Raw genomic sequence first — 18,244 nt, 5'->3', positions numbered from 1 at the left:
TCATCCTTTCACTGCTCCGGCTGTCATACCGGATACAATATATCTCTGCCCAAGTAAATACACCAGGATTACAGGAAGACTGGTCAGCAGAATATCTGCACAAACCAGATTCCAGTCTTTAAAATACATACCGAAAAAATTATATACGGACAAAGTCATCGGCCATTTTGAAGAACTGCTTAAAAAATACAGCGGTGAAACAAATTCATTCCAGGTATTTAAAAAAGTCAGTACAATCACCGTGGCAACAGCAGGCTTTAACAGCGGAAGAATTACCGATATAAACAGCCTCACCGGTGAGCAGCCATCAATGACAGCCGCTTCATCAAGCTCTGCCGGCAGCTTTGCCACAAATCCATGAATCAGGAATACCGAAAATGGCAGCTGCATAGCCGTATACAAAAGCACAATTCCAAGCCTTGTATTATTTAGTGTAAGTAACATCATGACTTTTGTCAATGCCACATAATTAACCGGCATGGTAATTCCCAGTACCATGTAAAGGTAGAGAAAGCGGTTTAATTTTGAACGGTTTCTTGAGAATACATAAGAGGCCATTGCTGAAAGCACCGTACACAGAAAAACGCTGACTGCGGAATAGATGCAGCTATTCATAAAAGAGGTAAGAAGCTTCCCCTTTTCAATTACAACCAGAAAATTGTTCCACTGCAGCGGAAGTCCTGGAAATTTCAGGTTCATCTCCGATGCTCCCAGACTATCTTTAAAAGAATTCAGAAATATCAGCAGCATGGGAACAAGACAAATTGCCGTTATGAGCCACGCCGCTGCATTTACTGCGGCGGCGGCGGCTTTCTTTTTTGCTTTCATTATTCCTGCACCTCGTCTTTCGTCATCAGGCGGATCATAAAGAATCCGATCAACACCATGAATAAAAACATTACGGAGGAAAGGGCCGTACCTATGGCATACTGTCCAGTACCGAATTTTTTAAATACTGCCGTATAAAGAACCTCCGTGGTCGCTTTTCCCGGGCCTCCATTTGTTAAAGCATAGATCATGTCGAAGACCTTAAGTCCATATATGACATTTAAAACAGTGGTTGTTGCCAGTGTGGGCAAAAGCAGAGGTAATGTGATGTACCGGAACTTCTGCCAGCCGGAAGCACCATCAATGCTGCAGGCCTCATAATAATCCGAAGATATGGAAAGGATTCCGGCAATTAAAATTGTCATAATATAACCGGTCCCCCGCCAGATATCCACCGCCATCACCGATTTGAATGCGTATGCCGGACTTGTAAGCCAGGGTTTTGCAAGACCCGAAAGCCCGATACTCCGGAAAAATGTGTTTAACAACCCGGTTGACGGATTTAAAATGGAGGTGAAAATCATACCCAGTATCAGAGTGGACAGCACAGATGGCATAAACATAACCCCTCTGTGAAAATTCAAAAAGCGGATGGACTTTGTAAGCAGAACTGCAAGCGCAAGTCCCAGTATATTTTTTATTACAGTTGTTCCAAGAGTGAATACCAAAGTGTTTTTCATAATCTTCAGATAATTTCCATCAGCTGAAAATACAGTCTTAAAATTCTCCAGCCCCACAAATTTCAACTGGTCTGAATAAGATGACCAGTCTGTAAAGGAATAGCCGATTCCAATCACTCCGGGAAGGACAAATAACACCGAATATAAGAGCAATGCCCCAGCCGCAAACCAAGTAGGATATATCTTTTTTCTATTCATCGTATTCACTCTCTTTCAACTGATCTTCCATGCTGTCATTTCCAGGCCGGATCGCCTGCTGCCTTTGCCTGCTGGGCTCTCACTTCATCAATAGATGCCAGCACTTCCTCCGGAGTCATTTCTCCAACGATCATGGCGGACAAGTTGGCTCCCATCTCACTCCACTGCGGATTTACATATTTTACAGCTGTCTGGATTACAGTTCCCTTTTTGTCATATCTGTTATAAAAATCCTGAATTGTATCCGTATACATGCTGGGAGCATTATTAAATGGCAGTTTGTTGAACTTGCCTACATTTTCAGTGAGGTACTTAAGATTTTCCTCCTTGGCTAAAAACTCTAAATACTGCTGCGCCTCAGCTGCGTGTTTGGAACCGCTGAATATGAATCTTGCAGGACCTGCCGGGTTAACGTTTAATGTCTGGTTGTCAGCCAGCGGAATTACGAAATAGCCAATATCATCCACTGCAATCTCAGGATTTACCTTATTAACTTCCACTCCAAACCCCTGATTGGCAACGGTCATAGCATATTTGCCGGAGGCAATATTTTTTGCTGAATCCGCATAGGTATTGGACATGTAGTCTTCTCCCCAGTAACCTTTTGCTACCATGTCATTGATCTGGTTAAGAATTGTCATTAAGGTTGCATTTCCTTTAAACGGTACCTGGTTGCTGTTCCATTTATCAACGATACCAGGCTCAGCTGTTTCAGCCTCAACGCCTGCCTCAGGCAGCCATAATGTATGATGCCAGCCATCTGACACACACTCATAAATAGGAGTAATTCCTGCCGCCTTTATGGTATCACAGACTTTTTGGAAGCTTTCATAATCTTTGGGAATCTCCAGATTCAGCTTTTTGAAAATCTGTTTGTTATAACCGATTGCCCATACGGAAGATACGTCCTGAATCGGCTGCCCATACAGCTTACCGTCTACCGACAGCTGATCAGCCACCAATGGTTCAACCTGGCTTCCCCATGACGTTTTCGTTAAATCAACCGCATTTTTTTCCACATTGATCTGTGCCTTAATATCAAATTTACCACTCTGTGCTCCAAAAATATCCGTACATTCCCCGGTGTTTAACTTTGTCATCAGAAGATTCACATACTGATCGGATGGAATAATCTGATAATCAACTTTGATTCCTGTTTCCTGTGTAAATTTCTTGGACAGTTCAATTTCTGCATCCTGAATCCAGTCCTGGCTGGCCATAAAAGAAAGAGTAACTCCACCTTTTTCCGACGCAGCAGATGTCTTCGCTTCCGCAGATGTGCTTTCTCCTGCAGCCGTACTTTTCTGCGTAGCATTGTCCTCTTTTGAACAGCCGGAAAATGAAAGGGCAGCGGCCAGAGCCAGACTGAATGCAGCTAACTTTTTTAACTTCATAAAAAATACCTCCCCAAAATTAAATGTTGACTTTTATCATGTTATCTGTATTATATAGTGTAATATAGACATTTTTGAATGAACATTTCGATCTGTTTTCATGTATATTTTTAACCGGCAGAATAAACCGCAGGAAGGAAGGGCTTAAATGGCAGCAAATAAAACAAAGAATGTTAAAAAACACAGCATAATGTCAACACTTTTTCTTCCCTATACTGCTTTATTTATTGCAGTAATCCTGGCATTCACGGTTCATACAGTTTTTAGTGAAACCGGAAAGATAAAAGTAAATGCCTTTTCTTCCCTTCAGAATAATGCCGCCATGATTATGGGCAGCTTTGATTCTGTCATTCACGACCTTGATACTGTATCCCAGAATATCATTTATTCCAACCTGATAAAAGAAAAATTTGGCATATACATCAATTATCAGGACAACACCCTAAGTTCAAATGAAATTTATGAAAACATTAATAACACCAAAATCCTGTTTGACCTGATTATCGCCATGATCGGTCCCAATTCACCCGCCGATCAGACTTACCTCTATTCCCTTGATTACGGTAAATTTGGAGTAGGCCTTGATAATCATGCATCAAAGGAACGGGTGAGTGAAAAAGACTGGTGCAATAAGGTGGTTGAGGCTAAGGGAAAGAAATTTATTTACTGCGGTAAAGACGACACTCTTGGCCGCTTTTACTCCTATTCCGGTGATAATTATTTTGTATCACTCTGCCGCTTATATTATAGCCCGCTCAATGTTCCACAAGGTATTGTAGAGGTCAAAAAATCCTTTAAAAGTATAGCAAATACAGTAAATACGTTTAACAGCCCGTATCAAGAAGATGTATACATTTTCAGTCCGGAAGGGAAGACCATCTATACGACAGGCAGCTTAAGCACACCAGACAGCTATTACGATTTGATTCAGGCGCAGCAAAGCAGACCTGCCAAAAGCTCCGGGGTAAATCCCATCTATTTAAAATCAGAAAATAAATACATCATTTTTTCCTCATCTGAATATACCGGTTTTACTACAGCACTTGTTATTGATAACCGCATGCTGATGCAGCCAGTCCATCAATATTTAAACACAGCTTTTATTCTTCTGTTTACGGTCATGCTCATAACCGTAATGGTTTCCTATTTGATTTCGCGCAGAATTGCCACTCCGCTTTATAAGATCTACCATCAGGTACGGGCATTCCAGCTGACAGGGGAAGAAAAAGACACAACTGAATTTGAAGACATGGAAATTGGAATTACAGAAGTGAACACCTTATACCAGGCTTTATTAAAAATGCAGAGACAAGCAAGAAAATCAATGGAACGGGAACTTCAGCTTCAAAACAGTGACATGCAATCCAGAATGCTGGCGCTTCAGGCACAGATGAACCCTCATTTTCTTTACAACTCTCTGGCCACCATACAGGCAATGGCAGACGAGAACATGAACAGTGAGATCATTCTCATGTGCCAGACCATTTCCAGAATCCTGCGTTATATCTCCTCCGACAGCGAGCAGCTGGTTCTTTTAAAAGATGAGCTTGACCATACCCGTGATTACCTGGAATGCATGAAAGTAAGGTATTGTGACTCTCTTCAATTTGAATTTGACATACCGGAAAAAATGCATCAGATCCTGCTTCCAAAACTATGCCTCCAGCTGATCGTGGAAAATGCCATCAAATATTCAACCAGATCAAGTCCTCCCTGGAATGTAAAAATTCTGGGTATTATGACAAACACCTATTGGGAGCTGCAAATCCGGGACAATGGTCCTGGCTTTTCCAGTGAAGACCTGGAAAAACTGAAAAACCAGATTAACCTGATTGAGAAAAACGGCGTTCTGCCCAATCTGGAAATAGACGGAATGGGGCTGATGAATATTTACATCCGTTTTAAAATTCTATACCAGGGCAATCATATATTTAGACTGAGCAACAATGTGCCCCATGGCGCCATCGTTGTTATAGGAGGAATGATCCCTTGAAATATTCTGTTTTAATCGTCGAAGACGAAGCCTTAATTGCCAGAAATATAGCCAGAAGAATCGAACAGTTAAATCCCGCCTTTGAGGTGAAAGCCATTGCAACGAATGGTCTGGAAGGACTGGATTTGGCAAAAGAACATCTGCCCAATGTGATTTTCACAGACATACGGATGCCGGAGATGGATGGACTTGAGTTAGTTAGAAATATACACGAAAAATTTCCGTTTATCTTATGCGTAATCATCAGCGGCTATTCAGATTTTGAATACGCAAAGGAAGCGCTCCGGTATGAAGTGAGCAATTATTTACTAAAGCCAGTCAATTACGATGAACTGGAAAAGACACTGGCTGCCCTGGAAACCAAGCTTCTGGCAACCCAGGACCGTTTTGACTCCGTCACACTGCTTCATTCCTCTAACAGGGCAAAAGAAATAGTGGAACTGATTAAAGAATACATTCACAAGAACTATCAGACTCAGATTGATTTTACCACACTGGCTTCCGAATTTGGATTTTCAGTGCCTTATTTAAGCAAAATATTTTTCAAATACACAGAAATTACACCTTCCAAATATTTGAGAAACTACAGACTTAATATTGCCAGGCAGCTTCTGCGCAATCCGGAATTATCCATTGCCGACGTAAGCCAGCTCACCGGTTACCTTGATCCGTTCCATTTCAGCAAAACCTTTAAGCATGTTTACGGCATCAGTCCCAGTGAATACAGAAATGAATGATTAAAAAAGCTGTTTTCCCGCCCCACAGACAGGAAAACAGCCATTTTTTAATCTAAAATTTTTTGTATCATATCAAAAAGTTTCACAACATCGGAAATTCTTGTAGCTCCCGTTTCTTTATCAATAATCGAAGAATATACATGAGGAATGATGTGTTCCACGCCTGCATCAACCGCAATCTTTAAAATCTCCGAGAAGTTATCAAGGTCAATCCCTCCGGTTGGCTCCAGCCCGAATCCGCTCTCTGCGCAGGCTGCAGCGACCGCCTCATACTCCGCTTTCACCTTCAGTCCTCCCATGGGAAAATACTTCAGGGAATCAGCTCCCTGCTCCTTTGCCATTGCAATTGCAGTTTTAACCGGAACAATTGCAGGCTCCATGTCCTTACAGAGCGGACCGGTTGAGATTTTAACATATCCCACTTTACCACAGGGTGCAACCATGGAATTTAAAAATGGTCCCTCTCCCGTTTTGGCTCTGGTATATCCGCCTGCTGTAAAGGTCTGGTTGATGTGTTTCGGCTTAATCTGTCCGGATATATCCGCAACCGCTTTCCACTGTCCGGGATTTCCTGCACCCAGACCAACGGAAATGTTATTATCCACCGCTTCCTGATATCGTTTCATATCCTCCGCTGCACGTTCGGCATCGGGATAATTTGCCGACAAAATACCAACTGCAACATGACCCTTGGCAGCCTCATAAATTGCCTTAGCATTGTCAACGGAATTTGTCAGGCAGTTTAAGCAGACTCTTCCTTTGTAAAAATTCAATCCTTCCAACCTTTATTTCCCTCCATTTGCTGATTTGTGAATCTCTTTAAGCCTCTGTTCAATGATTTCCAGTTCTTTCTCACTGTTTAAAGGCCTGGGATCAATTGCGATAGAACCTACATTTGCCTGATAATCTCTGGTAAAGATGGCTACATCTCCCCGCTGCAGCTCTCTTACCACATCTTTTGCATTCATCCCGTATAGTTCGGGATTAAAATCAATTTTACAGCGGAATATTTCTCTTCCTGCCTCATCCTTAATAATTGATGTTTTGCAGCCTGGTATCTCCCCTACACAGGCCGCAAACCGCTCCAGCTCTTCTTTGGAGACAGGACTTGTCTTTTCCCCGGCAACATATTCCTCCACTGCCGTTACAAGTCCCATGGTGCACTCTTTTCCTACCTTCATAGCTCTGCCGATGCCTTTGTACTGCAGCCTCATGTTGTCTGCCAGTTCTCTTGTCTTGCATGCAACAAAACCGCTGGTTGGCCCTTCAATGGCTTTCGCTCCGCTGTAGCATACAAAGTCGGCGCCCATGGCCGCATAGATTTTTAAATCTTCTTCTGCTGCCGCATCCACGATACATGGAATCCCCAGACGTCCTGCCAGCTCAATGACTGACCCGGCATCTGGCATCTCCTTCTGAACACAGTGATGGGATTTCACAAACAGTATTGCCAGCGTATCCTCTGTTACTGCCTGTTCAATATCTTCAACAGAAGCCCCGTTGGCATATCCGGCCTCTACGATTTTCCCTCCTGCAATCTGTACCATCTCTGCAACCGGAGCGCCAAAATCCACGTTCTGCCCTTTTAAAAGAATAACTTCCCTTTTCGTAACGGAAGGAAGAAGGTCATAAAGGTGTTTTACTTTCTGTAAGTTTCCTCCGCAGATTAAGGAAGCAACTGCCAGTGCAATTCCAGCGGAGGCGCTGGATGTAACACAGGCATCCGCTGTTCCAATCAGATCTGCAATTCTTCTGCCCGCATAGACATAGAGATCGTCTATTACCACATAGTTGCCGGCTGCCTCCACCAGTGTTTCCCCCACACCTTTCGATATGGTGGAAACACCCAGCTTTGTCATTCTTCCGGAAGCATTAATCACGGCCTGAAGACCGCTTTTACTGTATATGTTTTCCATTATTACTCCTTAAGACCATTAAAGAATTCCAAGCAGAGAAGTGATGACAGATACTGCCACGACTGTAAGCAGAATTCTGTTATAATACGGTCCTTTCTTTCTTAAATAAAAATAGATGATAAATACGGCTGCCAGAGGAAGAAGACCTGGTGCTACCGTATTCAGTATGTCCTGAACCACAATCTGCGTTCCGCTGGAAAAACCAAACTTCAAAGGTGTGGATATGGTTACGTAACTTGCAGATAATGCCCCCATCATGGTAAGACCAATCACATTTGCTGTAAAGATAATCGATTTCATCTTGCCGCCATGAAGCAGTGATACCACTGACTTTTTGCCTAATGTGTAACCATTATGAATCAGCCAGTAAGCGATGGCAATGGTAATGGCCGGATACAGAATCAGCGGCAGAATGCCTCCCAGTGCAGAACCGCTGCTTGCAAAAGGAAGAAAGATAGAAATAATGATCGGCATGATTGCTGCCCATACAATCGCATCTCCCATTCCCGCAATAGGTCCCATCAGTCCGGTTTTAATGCCCGTAATTGCCTCATCTGTTACATTCTCTCCATTTGCTTTCTGTTCTTCCATGGAAATGGCAATTCCCTGAATGATGGCGCCGAAGATTCCTTCCGTGTTAAAGAAAACCAGATGGCGCTTTAAGGCTGCACTCAATTCCTCATCTGTATCATACAGCTTCTTTAAAACCGGCGTCATGGACGCACAGAATACAAGACTCTGCAGACGCTCATAGGAATTGGAAAGTTCTGCGCCGGCATAATAAATCCACATGGATTTGGTAATATCTTTTTTATTCAGTTTTTTTACCTGTGTCTGCTCTCCCATCTTAAATCGCCTCCTCCTTTATCTGGAATAAACCTAACAGCAATGCAACGCAGGTTGCAAAAATTGCTACAGCCATTGTATCAAGTTTTAAGTACATAACTGCGAAAAATCCTGTTATAAAGAACGGTATCAGTGACTTCTTTCCAATAACGGATAAGGTAATTGCAAAACCGAGAGCCGGAAGAATTCCTCCCATGATTTCAAAGGAATGCATCAGCCACTGAGGAAGAACCGCTATCAGCTTCTCCACTGCTGTTACACCAAAAAAGTCAATTGCAAATACGATTGGAAAACGGATTACCAGTCCTGCGATAGCCGGGTAAAGAAACGCTGCCCGCAAAATCCCTTTTGTATCCGCTTTTTCCGCATAGCGGTCTGCCATATGAACCCAGACTGCATTGGTACTTCTTCTTAACTGATCCACAAATACTCCAATTACTCCAAATGGAATTGCCAGAGCAATGGCAACCTCAGGAGTCATATTAGACATTACTCCAAGAGGAATTGCAATGCATCCTGCAAGAGCAGGATCACTGGGCACATTACCGCCGGGAGTGGATGTAACCCCTAAATAAACCAGCTGAAGTCCAGCACCAATCTTCATGGCCAGAGGCATATTTCCCGTGAGAAGCCCTACAAAAACACCGATGACAACCGGCTGCAGAAGCATGGAAGAAAAGGTATATCCAAATCTCAGACGGCAGAACCAGTAATAAAACCCCATACATACAGCTAACATCAACACACTCATATCATACTCTCCTTAGTTATTGTATTTTTTTAAAATGGTGTGAAAATCCTGCGGTACATCTTCCGGAATTGTCTGGAAGATAATCTTTACTCCTGCCTCCTGTAACGAAATCAACTTTTCCACATCTTCATCATCCAAAGTGATATTCTGAAATACCACTTTCCGGTTAGGAGCTCCCCCCAGCCCTCCTACCTGAATATCAGTGACCTTAATTCCTCCGTCATATACTTCCTTCATGCTTGCTAAATCCGGAAGCAGTAAAAGTACCCGGCCGCTGCCAAACTGGTCTTCATTCCAATTCTTTACTGCATCTGCTCTGCTTAAACATTCGACCTTAACCCCTGCAGGTGCAGACATTAAGTAAATCTCCAGCATAAATTCATCCGCAGCCAGACTGTCGCTTACTACAACAATCCGATTGGCTTTTGACTGATTCACCCATTTGGTCATAACCTGTCCGTGAATCAGCCTGCTGTCAATTCTGCATAATACAATTTCTGCCATTCTAACTCTCCTTTTTTCCCATTGACTTTGTGACCTCACTGATCACATCAATGATTGATGACTGCCCCTGCTGCAAAACCACTTCAAAGTTGCAGTCTCCGGTGTACTGGATCTGGGTACAGGCTTCAATCATGAGTGGCGCATTCAGTCCTGAAACCACCTTAATATTCCGCTCCCGTCCGATCTTTGCACCTGCATTGGTGGTTGTTCCGCCAAATACATCCGTAAAAATCAGGGATTTTTCCGGCATCCCGGCTGCATATTCATCCACCTTGGCGTAATACTCTGCAAACGTAACCTCCGGCAGAAGCGGGATCTCATGAACAAAATCAACGCTTCCCATAATCATTTTCAGACTTTCCGTCAGCGCCTTTCCCCAGCCTCCGTGAGTTAAGAGCAAAATCTGCGGTTTCTCCATATCGTACCTCCTCATCTAACATTTTGTATTTCCTTTTGTAATTCGAATTGTAGCATACTACATTTTTTATGTCAATATTGTATCTATATTATTTTCACAGTTTTATTTATGTATTTTGCTACTTTTTTGTAATTATAACTTTTTTAATCAAGGAATATTGAATTATAAATCAGAAATATGATATACTTAATCTGAAATTCACTACATAACTACTACAGAAATAACAAGACGGCTTCCCTTTTCCGGGAAGATTGAAAGGAAGGCTGTATTTCAAATGACAGAAAACTATGAACTGTTTACCTTAATGGCCCGTATTGACGGCATGTCCAACCAATTCACCAAAACGGACTGGAAAATCGTACAATACATCAAAAAATCTACAATGAAATTCATTGAGCTCAGTGCCCAGGAACTGGCAAAGGAAATTGGAACTTCCGACGCCAGCATCATACGTTTTGCCCAAAAAGTAGGGTACTCAGGCCTGAATGAATTAAAATATACCATGCAGAAGGAGATCGACAAAAGTTCTTCCTCCGTCAATCATTCCGACTACTCCGCCCTGCTCAACGACTACAAGATGCTCTTAGACAGCCTGTTTCACTTAACCAACCCTGCGGATATCAGCCATACCAGAGAGCTGATGTTAAAATCACGGCGGATCTTTATTATCGGACTGAATTTCAATCAGAACATAGCGGAAATAATCGCCCACAAATTTATGACTCTGGGTCTTACTGTGCAGGCGCTTACCAACTATGATACACTGAAGTTATATCAGAGTCTTTCTCAGGAGACTGATCTCTTTATCACCATCTCTCTCTCCGGAAATCACAGACAGCTGGCTTCCATACTGGCTGATTTTAAGAAAAACGGCAGCAGTGTCCTGCTCATTACCAATTATGAGAAATCCCTCTGCTCTCCCTATGCCAATATCATCCTTCTGATTCCAAAGACAGATCTGCTTTTAAGCAGCAACACCATAACAAGGGAAATCCTCATACTGGTTCTCTTTGATATGCTGTTCCATAATTTTCTGTCGGAGGATGTGAAATCATTCCAGTTCTTCCAGAAGGCTGCATCCTATTCCAAATTAAACAGTGATGACACAAGGGACGGACTTCAAAAATTTATGGATCTTCTATAGTGTGTAAATACATGTAAAAAAAGAACCCACAGCCTTACAACAGTAAAACTGTGGGTTCTTTAGCCTTAATCAGCGCACGTTAAAGCTTTCCATTGCAGGATGGAGATTAATAAATTGTGATAATTAAAGAAAAAAAGGGAAACACTATCTATCATTGATCAAACAACATACAAATAATTTATAGGAGAAAAACAATGCAAAAAGAATACTTATTGGAATCCAATGAAGTTATAATCCAGCTTGAGACATCTCCTCAGGGACTTACCGAAGCCCAGGTTGTAGAACGCCAGGAGAAATATGGTTTAAACAAATTAAAAGAGGGAAAAAAAGCAAGTCTCTTCAAAAAATTTTTAAAAGAACTTTCCAACTTTATGACAATTGTCCTGATTGCTGCTGCAGTTATCTCCGGAGTCACCTCTTTTTATGAGGGGGAAGGATTAATTGATACGGTTATCATTCTCCTGGTAGTTGTTATTAATGCAATTCTTGGAGTTTATCAGGAATCCAAAGCCGAATCTGCCATTGCATCCCTGCAGGAGATGACGGCAGCTACGTCAAAGGTAATCCGAAATGACAAACTAGAAATTATCCGCTCAGAGCAGCTCGTTCCCGGCGACATCATAGTTCTGGAGGCAGGAGACTCGGTCCCTGCCGATTCCCGGGTTTTGGAAAGCGCAAGCTTAAAAGCAGAAGAAGCCGCGCTGACAGGCGAATCTGTCTCCGTTTCCAAACACAGCGATGTAATTAATGCCAAAAATGGGGAAGTTGCTCTGGCAGACAGAAAAAACATGATCTATACCGGATCTACTATCGTTTACGGCCGTGGAAAGGCCGTCGTCTGCTATACCGGAATGGAAACGGAGATCGGCCATATTGCGGATGCCCTCAATACTGCCAAAGATGAAGAAACTCCCCTTCAGATCAAGCTTAATCAGCTTTCCAGGGTATTGTCCATCATGGTTCTGGGGATTTGTGCCTTAATGTTTGCTGTAAACATTTTAAGAACCGGTTTTTCCGGAAACGGCATTCATCTGGAAGAACTGATTGATACCTTCATGATTGCTGTTTCACTGGCTGTTGCCGCAATTCCGGAAGGCCTGGCAGCTGTAGTAACCATACTTCTGTCCATAGGCGTAACAAAAATGTCCCACAAACATGCAATTGTCAGAAAACTGACAGCTGTAGAAACCTTGGGCTGCACTCAGATTATCTGTTCGGATAAGACCGGAACTCTAACACAAAATAAGATGACTGTGGTTGAACATTCCACTTCAGATGAGCCTCTTCTCATGACAGCAATGGCACTCTGTTCTGATGCAGTTCTTGACCCGGACAGCCTTCAGGCAGTAGGTGAACCTACGGAATGCGCCCTGGTAAACGATGCATATAAAAACAGTTTATCAAAGCCGGTACTCGCCAGAGATTATGAGCGAATCGGAGAAGCGCCGTTTGATTCCGTAAGAAAGATGATGTCTACTGTACACAAAAAGAAAGACGGTACCATAATCCAGTTTACAAAGGGCGCCCCTGATGAGGTATTAAAATGCTGCAGCAAGGCATACATGAATGGAAGCATCGTAAACATGACAGATGATATCCGCTATGATATCGTACAGGCCAACAAGGCCATGGCTGACCGTGCACTTCGTGTTTTATGCGCTTCCATGCGGGAGTGGGAAGACGCCCCGCCTGCTTTCGCACCAGAAGCACTGGAGAGTGAGCTGATCTATCTTGGACTTTCCGGTATGATCGATCCCGTCCGTCCAGAAGTAAAAGCGGCCATCAGGGAATGTCAGAATGCCAGTATCCGCCCCATTATGATTACAGGGGATCATAAAGACACTGCCGTAGCCATAGCAAAAGAACTTGGAATTCTGGAAAATGAAAGCATGGCTATTACAGGAGGGGAACTGGAAAAATTATCAGATGAGGAACTGGAGAAAAAGATTACGAACTTTTCCGTCTATGCCAGAGTACAGCCTGAGCATAAAGTCCGTATTGTGAAAACATGGAAGAAGCTCTCTAAAGTGACTGCCATGACTGGAGACGGAGTTAACGATGCCCCCGCAATCAAAGAAGCGGATATCGGTGTTGGAATGGGTATTACGGGAACTGATGTCACAAAGGATGTTGCGGATATGGTTCTGGCAGATGACAATTTCGCCACCATTGTTGCAGCAGTAGCCGAAGGACGCCGGATCTATGATAATATACGTAAATCAATTCAGTTCCTGCTCTCCTCGAACTTAGCAGAAGTGATTGCAGTATTTGCCGCCAGCCTCATGGGCTTTATCATCTTAAAACCAGTCCATTTACTATGGATCAACCTGATCACAGACGGTTTCCCTGCTATCGGACTGGGCATGGAAACGGAAGAAGCTGATATCATGAAACGCGCTCCAAGAAACCCTGAAGACAGCATCTTTTCTGATGGGGTAGGTATTGATATTGCATTTCAGGGCTTTGTTATTGCACTCCTGACGCTGACAGCCTACTTTGTGGGGCATTATGTGGAAAGCGGAGCCTGGGAAATCGCAAAAAGCGCAGACGGCATGACAATGGCTTTTCTTACATTGTCTCTGCTTGAGATGTTTCATTCCTTTAATATGCGTTCCAGAAACAGTTCCATTTTTCATTTAAAGTCAAAGAATAGATTTCTGAACAGTTCTTTGTTTATGTCCTTCATTTTAACAACATCAGTTATTTACATTCCATTTTTAAGAAATGCGTTCTCGTTCGAGCATATCTCACTTATGGAATATGCTGTAGCTGTACTGATTGCAGTCACAATCATACCGATTATGGAAATCGTAAAATTAATGAAACGCAGATAATTATATGAGCGGCCGGATTCATCCGTTTCTATCAGTAAATGGAGAATTCCGGCCGCCTGATTATTTCCACCACCACCAACTGACAATCTGTTTTCTCACTCGCCAGGGTAATCAAATACTTTTTTCAGATGCTGAAAGAGCTGCGTATGCCTGGTCAGTTCCTCATACCCCTCATTTTTCAGGCACCATTTCATTGCAGTCAATACAAGAGCCGCATATAAATTAGACAAATAATCCAACAACTCCAACGACTTTCTGTTTGTCATTTTCTGTCTCTCATAAAAACTCTTCTGTAAGAAATCGTACATATCTTCATATAAATGAATGGATTCTGTATGAATGGTAAAAAGGGCCAGGATTTCCTCTTTCCTGTCAGATAAAATCTGATACACTGGTTTAAGTACCATAAGGATATGTTCTGTTGTATCGCAGTCAAACCGCTCTCTGACAGCCGCCTTTAAAAATTCAAATACTTCATCGCAGAGAGTTTCAGCAAGCTGATATTTGTCCATATAGTGCTTATAAAATGTGGAACGGTTAATTAAAGCACGGTCAAGAATATCCTGAACCGTTATTTTATGAAAATCCTTTTCCATCAACAAGGCAATAAACGCATTCTCAATATTTTTTCTGGTCTTTTTCACACGTAAATCATTCTGGTTCATATATATTCCTTCCCAATATTATTTTTATATATAAATAAGCAACATTATATATTGTTTTGTAGCTTATGTATATAACGGATAAAATTCTGTTGATTGAAACTTTCTGCCATTTGATTAAAATAATAATCAAAAAAGGAGAGATGCAATTATGAATGAATTAAGATGGTTTACCTGGTTATTCCCGTTATTATTTATTGTACATGATATGGAAGAGATTATTAAAGCAAAACAGTGGTGTAAAAAGGAATTAAAACAATTTATCCCACTTCCCATTACACCGTTCGGCAACACCAAAAGCACATCAGGCCTGGCTGTGGGGGTATTTGAGGAACTGATTTTATGGATTCTTGCTACCTTGCTTGGAAATATCACTGGCTTTTATGGTTTATGGTACGGCCTGCTGACAGCGAATATTATTCATCTTGTTCTATTCCATATTGTCCTGCTGCCCCTGTCTTACCGGCATTACGTGCCTGGAGAAGTCACCGCTTGGCTGACACTGTTTCCCTGTTGTTACATCCTGATTCTTGCGCAGAGGATCTTAAATTACTCAGCAGTTGAGATAACACTCTGGGTCATAGCCGGCCTGGTTTTCGCATTTGGGAATATGAAATTACTTCATAAGAACATACACCAGCTGGCAGGACTTGCAGGAGAATCGGAATAAAATGCATGCCTGCATTTATAAAAATATCTGATTTTCCTTTCTTTTCATGCCTGCATGGTAAAATATGGTTCTAAAAAAAGGAAGACGCAGTCTGGCTGTTCTGGCGGCTTTCGGGCAGACTTTCACACATGCATAACAACGAAGACATTTATTTTCACTAATCTTTAAGGTTTCGGGGTCAATGGCACCCACCGGACATTTCTGCACACAAGCTCCACAGGAATTGCAGGAAGTCCTATATATCCGGGGCTGCCTGACCAGAAACCTTGTCCCCGAATCCGGAAGTTCTGTTATAAATCCCGGCAGCATACATTTTGGTATTTCAGGACACGCAAAATTACCCATATCAATTTTCTTTTGAATACTCTCAGCAAAAAGCTCAGCCTGCTGCATATCCTGTACATCCGGTCTGCCATAGGCAACAGGAGCCTCATTGGAGGCATAAGTATGCTGACCAATAAATGCCCCTGCAGCAATCAGTCTGAATTTGTTCATCTCCGCAAAATTTTTAAATTGTTCCAGACTGATTCCAAATCCCATATTTCCATAAACTGAGACGGCTGCAAGGAGTGTTCCGTTCCCCTGTAATTGTTTTATATAATCAAACAAAAAATGAGGAATTCTTTCCCCGTAAACCGGTATTGCTATAATTACTAAATCACTGTCAACTGTTAAAACATCTTTTCGTTTATCAGGCAGAGTAATATCAGTAAAATGAACTTTACCGTTTAAACCATTTGAAATTGCCGTAACAATTGCTTTTGTTGTACCTGTTGCAGAAAAATAAATAATTTCCGTCTTCATATTTTCACAATCCGCTTCCTAGATTTCTTTAACAAAAAACATCTCCATGGGCTGCTCATACCCCGGAATATTAATAATCAATCCCCCGCTGCCTTTATATCCCATTTTTCTATAGAAGTGCTGGGCATTTTCATCAACCTGCGTGGAAGTCATAAGCATTCCATACCCCATCGTCTTCATATCTTTTTCCCAATACTCTATTAATTTTCTTCCATAACCCTTACCCTGACTCTCAAAATCCACATAGAGCATTGTGCAAAATGGAGTATTGTCCCAAAAAAGATTATATCTTAACAGACCTGCAGGAACATCATTTTCAAATAAAACATACCCCATTTTGTCCCTGATCTTTCTCTCAAATTCACTCTCCGGCAAATGTTTATCCAGTTTAAACCAGAAAGCTCTGTCTTCTTCCTGAACATATCTTATATGAATCATAAAAGACCTCTTCCCGCTTACTGATACACATTAATAGTAATCCTCATATTCTTCATTCGTCATCAACCGATATCCATTTTCTTCATCCCAGATCAGCTCTACATCCTCTAATGAGGCATCCCACTGCGCATCGGGAATCACTCTGCGAACCGAGGTCAGCCACTCAATGAGAAAAAATAATGCCTCTGTCTGCATTTCCATTGTTTCATCATCATCATCATATGGATACGGAAGCTTTGCAGAACCAGAAAAGATGCATGCTGGATCAGCCGGATCATAGGAATACTGGCGCAGGGCCTCTCCTCTTTCCGGAAAGGGATAGCTTTTCTCACATTCCTTTAAAATCTGGGCAACCTGCTCCTGTTCTGACTGAGTAAGAGGATAACTTCTATTTGCCTGATAATAAATACTTGTCATTTTTTCTGCTCCTTTTAACAAAATTTATTGAATTCTCCAATACACCCCATTAGGCATCTTACATAGATAACCGGGATAATTTTCGTTTACCTCACCCGTATCAATATCTCTGATTATAATATTTTCATGATACTCAGGATCTTCCCACCACCCAGAAAAATAAAGATCATTTCCTTCGCGAAAAAGCAGGCTCTCCGTATCCCCTATCTCGATTCTTTTATTTTCCGGCCAGACAATTTCATATACTCCATCGTTGCCAGTCCTAGTTAGCATAAGAGGGGACACTTTTAACATCAGATTGTAGCAATCTTTTACAATTTCTAACGGCAATTCTTTTATAATTTCAAGCCTCTGGCTGTGTGGGAAATAGCTGTATATCTGTATTTTTTGTTTGGAAAAATCAACCTCTAAAAAATAGAACGCTCCCTTGTCCCAGACGGGCCGTTCAATATACACATTCTCCTTTTGTTTAAATGGGCTGTAAACCCGACCCTCGGGATAATGAATCAGGTGGCACACCGTACCGGAATACATCTCTTTGGATTTTACTATTTCCTCTGCCTCGTATAAATCACAAGAGCTGTTATTGCTTTCTTTGCAATAAAACCACTCAAAGGTACCCTCTATCGGTTCTGGATATGAATCCGATATACCTTCAATTTTAATTACATTCATTCTCATTCCCCCATTTAACATTTTTATATTTGGAAAATCTCAGAAAATAAAATTCACTTTCGCAAGATTATCATACTATGCAGGCTATATCCTAACAGACTCCTATCTTCACATGTTTTCAAATGAAATTGATACCACTTGCTAAAATTCTCCTCATCAGCACTATTAATTTTGCTGGAAAGTAAGTAGTTTATCCCGTCTGCAGCGATATGTGAAACAATATTGGTATGAAAACTTAATGCCATTTCTTCCATTTGAAGAGGAGTCATATACAGGAATAGTCCGTCATTGGTTTTGTTTTCAAACCATTTGTCCACGTATAATCCAATCATCAT

General features: G+C 41.8%; 19 protein-coding genes and 1 pseudogene. 5 read left to right on the top strand and 15 right to left on the bottom strand.

Features of this window, described 5'->3' with window-relative positions; all coding sequences use genetic code 11:
• From DS742_RS07040 to DS742_RS07030, 3 genes are read right to left on the bottom strand one after another with little or no spacing between them, the layout of a single operon-like run.
• Entirely contained in the window at positions 1 to 828 is an 828-nt protein-coding gene (locus DS742_RS07040) for a carbohydrate ABC transporter permease (protein ID WP_117416286.1), read from the bottom strand.
• Positions 828 to 1,706 (bottom strand): carbohydrate ABC transporter permease, encoded by an 879-nt coding sequence (locus DS742_RS07035; protein ID WP_117416285.1) that lies wholly within the window; start codon positions 1,704 to 1,706, stop codon positions 828 to 830. The genes DS742_RS07040 and DS742_RS07035 overlap by 1 nt, the downstream gene beginning before the upstream one ends.
• Positions 1,707 to 1,741: 35 nt before the next feature.
• On the bottom strand, positions 1,742 to 3,100 hold the full coding sequence (locus tag DS742_RS07030; protein ID WP_117416284.1) for an ABC transporter substrate-binding protein: 1,359 nt from the start codon (positions 3,098 to 3,100) through the stop codon (positions 1,742 to 1,744).
• A 148-nt stretch (positions 3,101 to 3,248) separates the two neighbouring features.
• Between DS742_RS07030 and DS742_RS07025 the strand changes: the two genes are divergently transcribed.
• A complete protein-coding gene (locus tag DS742_RS07025) occupies positions 3,249 to 5,093 on the top strand; it encodes a cache domain-containing sensor histidine kinase (RefSeq protein ID WP_117416283.1) in 1,845 nt (614 codons plus the stop codon).
• The gene (locus tag DS742_RS07020) at positions 5,090 to 5,830 is read left to right on the top strand and encodes a response regulator transcription factor (RefSeq protein WP_117416282.1); all 741 of its coding nucleotides are present in this window, start codon (positions 5,090 to 5,092) and stop codon (positions 5,828 to 5,830) included. Before DS742_RS07025 ends, DS742_RS07020 begins: the two co-directional genes overlap by 4 nt.
• 47 nt (positions 5,831 to 5,877) lie before the next feature.
• Here the strand turns inward: DS742_RS07020 and dagF are convergent, their stop codons facing one another.
• From dagF to DS742_RS06990, 6 genes are read right to left on the bottom strand one after another with little or no spacing between them, the layout of a single operon-like run.
• Positions 5,878 to 6,612, bottom strand: a complete 735-nt coding sequence (gene dagF / locus DS742_RS07015; RefSeq protein ID WP_117416281.1) for a 2-dehydro-3-deoxy-phosphogluconate aldolase — start codon at positions 6,610 to 6,612, stop codon at positions 5,878 to 5,880.
• Positions 6,613 to 6,615: 3 nt separating this feature from the next.
• Entirely contained in the window at positions 6,616 to 7,746 is a 1,131-nt protein-coding gene (locus tag DS742_RS07010; protein WP_117416280.1) for a DgaE family pyridoxal phosphate-dependent ammonia lyase, read from the bottom strand.
• Between the two features lie 18 nt (positions 7,747 to 7,764).
• A complete protein-coding gene (locus tag DS742_RS07005) occupies positions 7,765 to 8,592 on the bottom strand; it encodes a PTS system mannose/fructose/sorbose family transporter subunit IID (protein WP_117416279.1) in 828 nt (275 codons plus the stop codon).
• 1 nt (position 8,593) lies between these two features.
• Positions 8,594 to 9,343, bottom strand: a complete 750-nt coding sequence (locus tag DS742_RS07000) for a PTS mannose/fructose/sorbose/N-acetylgalactosamine transporter subunit IIC (protein WP_097004587.1) — start codon at positions 9,341 to 9,343, stop codon at positions 8,594 to 8,596.
• 12 nt (positions 9,344 to 9,355) lie between these two features.
• The gene (locus tag DS742_RS06995; RefSeq protein WP_117416278.1) at positions 9,356 to 9,847 is read right to left on the bottom strand and encodes a PTS sugar transporter subunit IIB; all 492 of its coding nucleotides are present in this window, start codon (positions 9,845 to 9,847) and stop codon (positions 9,356 to 9,358) included.
• A 1-nt stretch (position 9,848) separates the two neighbouring features.
• The gene (locus DS742_RS06990) at positions 9,849 to 10,265 is read right to left on the bottom strand and encodes a PTS sugar transporter subunit IIA (RefSeq protein WP_170313382.1); all 417 of its coding nucleotides are present in this window, start codon (positions 10,263 to 10,265) and stop codon (positions 9,849 to 9,851) included.
• Positions 10,266 to 10,539: 274 nt separating this feature from the next.
• Between DS742_RS06990 and DS742_RS06985 the strand changes: the two genes are divergently transcribed.
• Together DS742_RS06985 and DS742_RS06980 are read left to right on the top strand one after the other, a co-directional pair.
• Complete coding sequence (locus DS742_RS06985; protein ID WP_117416276.1) at positions 10,540 to 11,409, top strand: MurR/RpiR family transcriptional regulator; 870 nt, start codon at positions 10,540 to 10,542, stop codon at positions 11,407 to 11,409.
• Between the two features lie 194 nt (positions 11,410 to 11,603).
• Positions 11,604 to 14,243 (top strand): cation-translocating P-type ATPase, encoded by a 2,640-nt coding sequence (locus DS742_RS06980; protein ID WP_117416275.1) that lies wholly within the window; start codon positions 11,604 to 11,606, stop codon positions 14,241 to 14,243.
• A 95-nt stretch (positions 14,244 to 14,338) separates the two neighbouring features.
• On the opposite strand, the gene DS742_RS06975 is transcribed toward DS742_RS06980, so the two are convergent.
• On the bottom strand, positions 14,339 to 14,908 hold the full coding sequence (locus DS742_RS06975; RefSeq protein WP_117416274.1) for a TetR/AcrR family transcriptional regulator: 570 nt from the start codon (positions 14,906 to 14,908) through the stop codon (positions 14,339 to 14,341).
• A 148-nt stretch (positions 14,909 to 15,056) separates the two neighbouring features.
• On the opposite strand from DS742_RS06975, the gene DS742_RS06970 reads away from it, so the two are divergent.
• Positions 15,057 to 15,575 carry an HXXEE domain-containing protein gene (locus tag DS742_RS06970; RefSeq protein WP_117416273.1) on the top strand — a complete coding sequence of 173 codons (519 nt, stop codon included), beginning with the start codon at positions 15,057 to 15,059 and terminating at the stop codon, positions 15,573 to 15,575.
• A 15-nt stretch (positions 15,576 to 15,590) separates the two neighbouring features.
• Here DS742_RS06970 and DS742_RS06965 read toward each other — a convergent pair whose 3' ends face one another.
• The 5 genes and pseudogenes from DS742_RS06965 to DS742_RS29205 form a co-directional block, all read right to left on the bottom strand.
• Positions 15,591 to 16,379, bottom strand: coding sequence for an EFR1 family ferrodoxin (locus tag DS742_RS06965; RefSeq protein ID WP_117416272.1), 789 nt, complete (start codon positions 16,377 to 16,379; stop codon positions 15,591 to 15,593).
• Between the two features lie 18 nt (positions 16,380 to 16,397).
• Positions 16,398 to 16,817 (bottom strand): GNAT family N-acetyltransferase, encoded by a 420-nt coding sequence (locus DS742_RS06960; RefSeq protein ID WP_117416271.1) that lies wholly within the window; start codon positions 16,815 to 16,817, stop codon positions 16,398 to 16,400.
• Between the two features lie 30 nt (positions 16,818 to 16,847).
• On the bottom strand, positions 16,848 to 17,234 hold the full coding sequence (locus tag DS742_RS06955) for a hypothetical protein (protein ID WP_117416270.1): 387 nt from the start codon (positions 17,232 to 17,234) through the stop codon (positions 16,848 to 16,850).
• Positions 17,235 to 17,258: 24 nt separating this feature from the next.
• Positions 17,259 to 17,909: a hypothetical protein gene (locus DS742_RS06950; protein ID WP_117416269.1), complete on the bottom strand. Its 651-nt coding sequence runs from the start codon at positions 17,907 to 17,909 to the stop codon at positions 17,259 to 17,261.
• Between the two features lie 53 nt (positions 17,910 to 17,962).
• Positions 17,963 to 18,244: pseudogene (locus DS742_RS29205) on the bottom strand (hypothetical protein); the annotation flags it as partial.

Source organism: Lacrimispora amygdalina, assembly GCF_003432035.1.
Classification (GTDB): Bacteria; Bacillota; Clostridia; order Lachnospirales; family Lachnospiraceae; genus Lacrimispora; species Lacrimispora amygdalina.
This window is presented reverse-complemented; position numbering and strand designations above follow the sequence as displayed.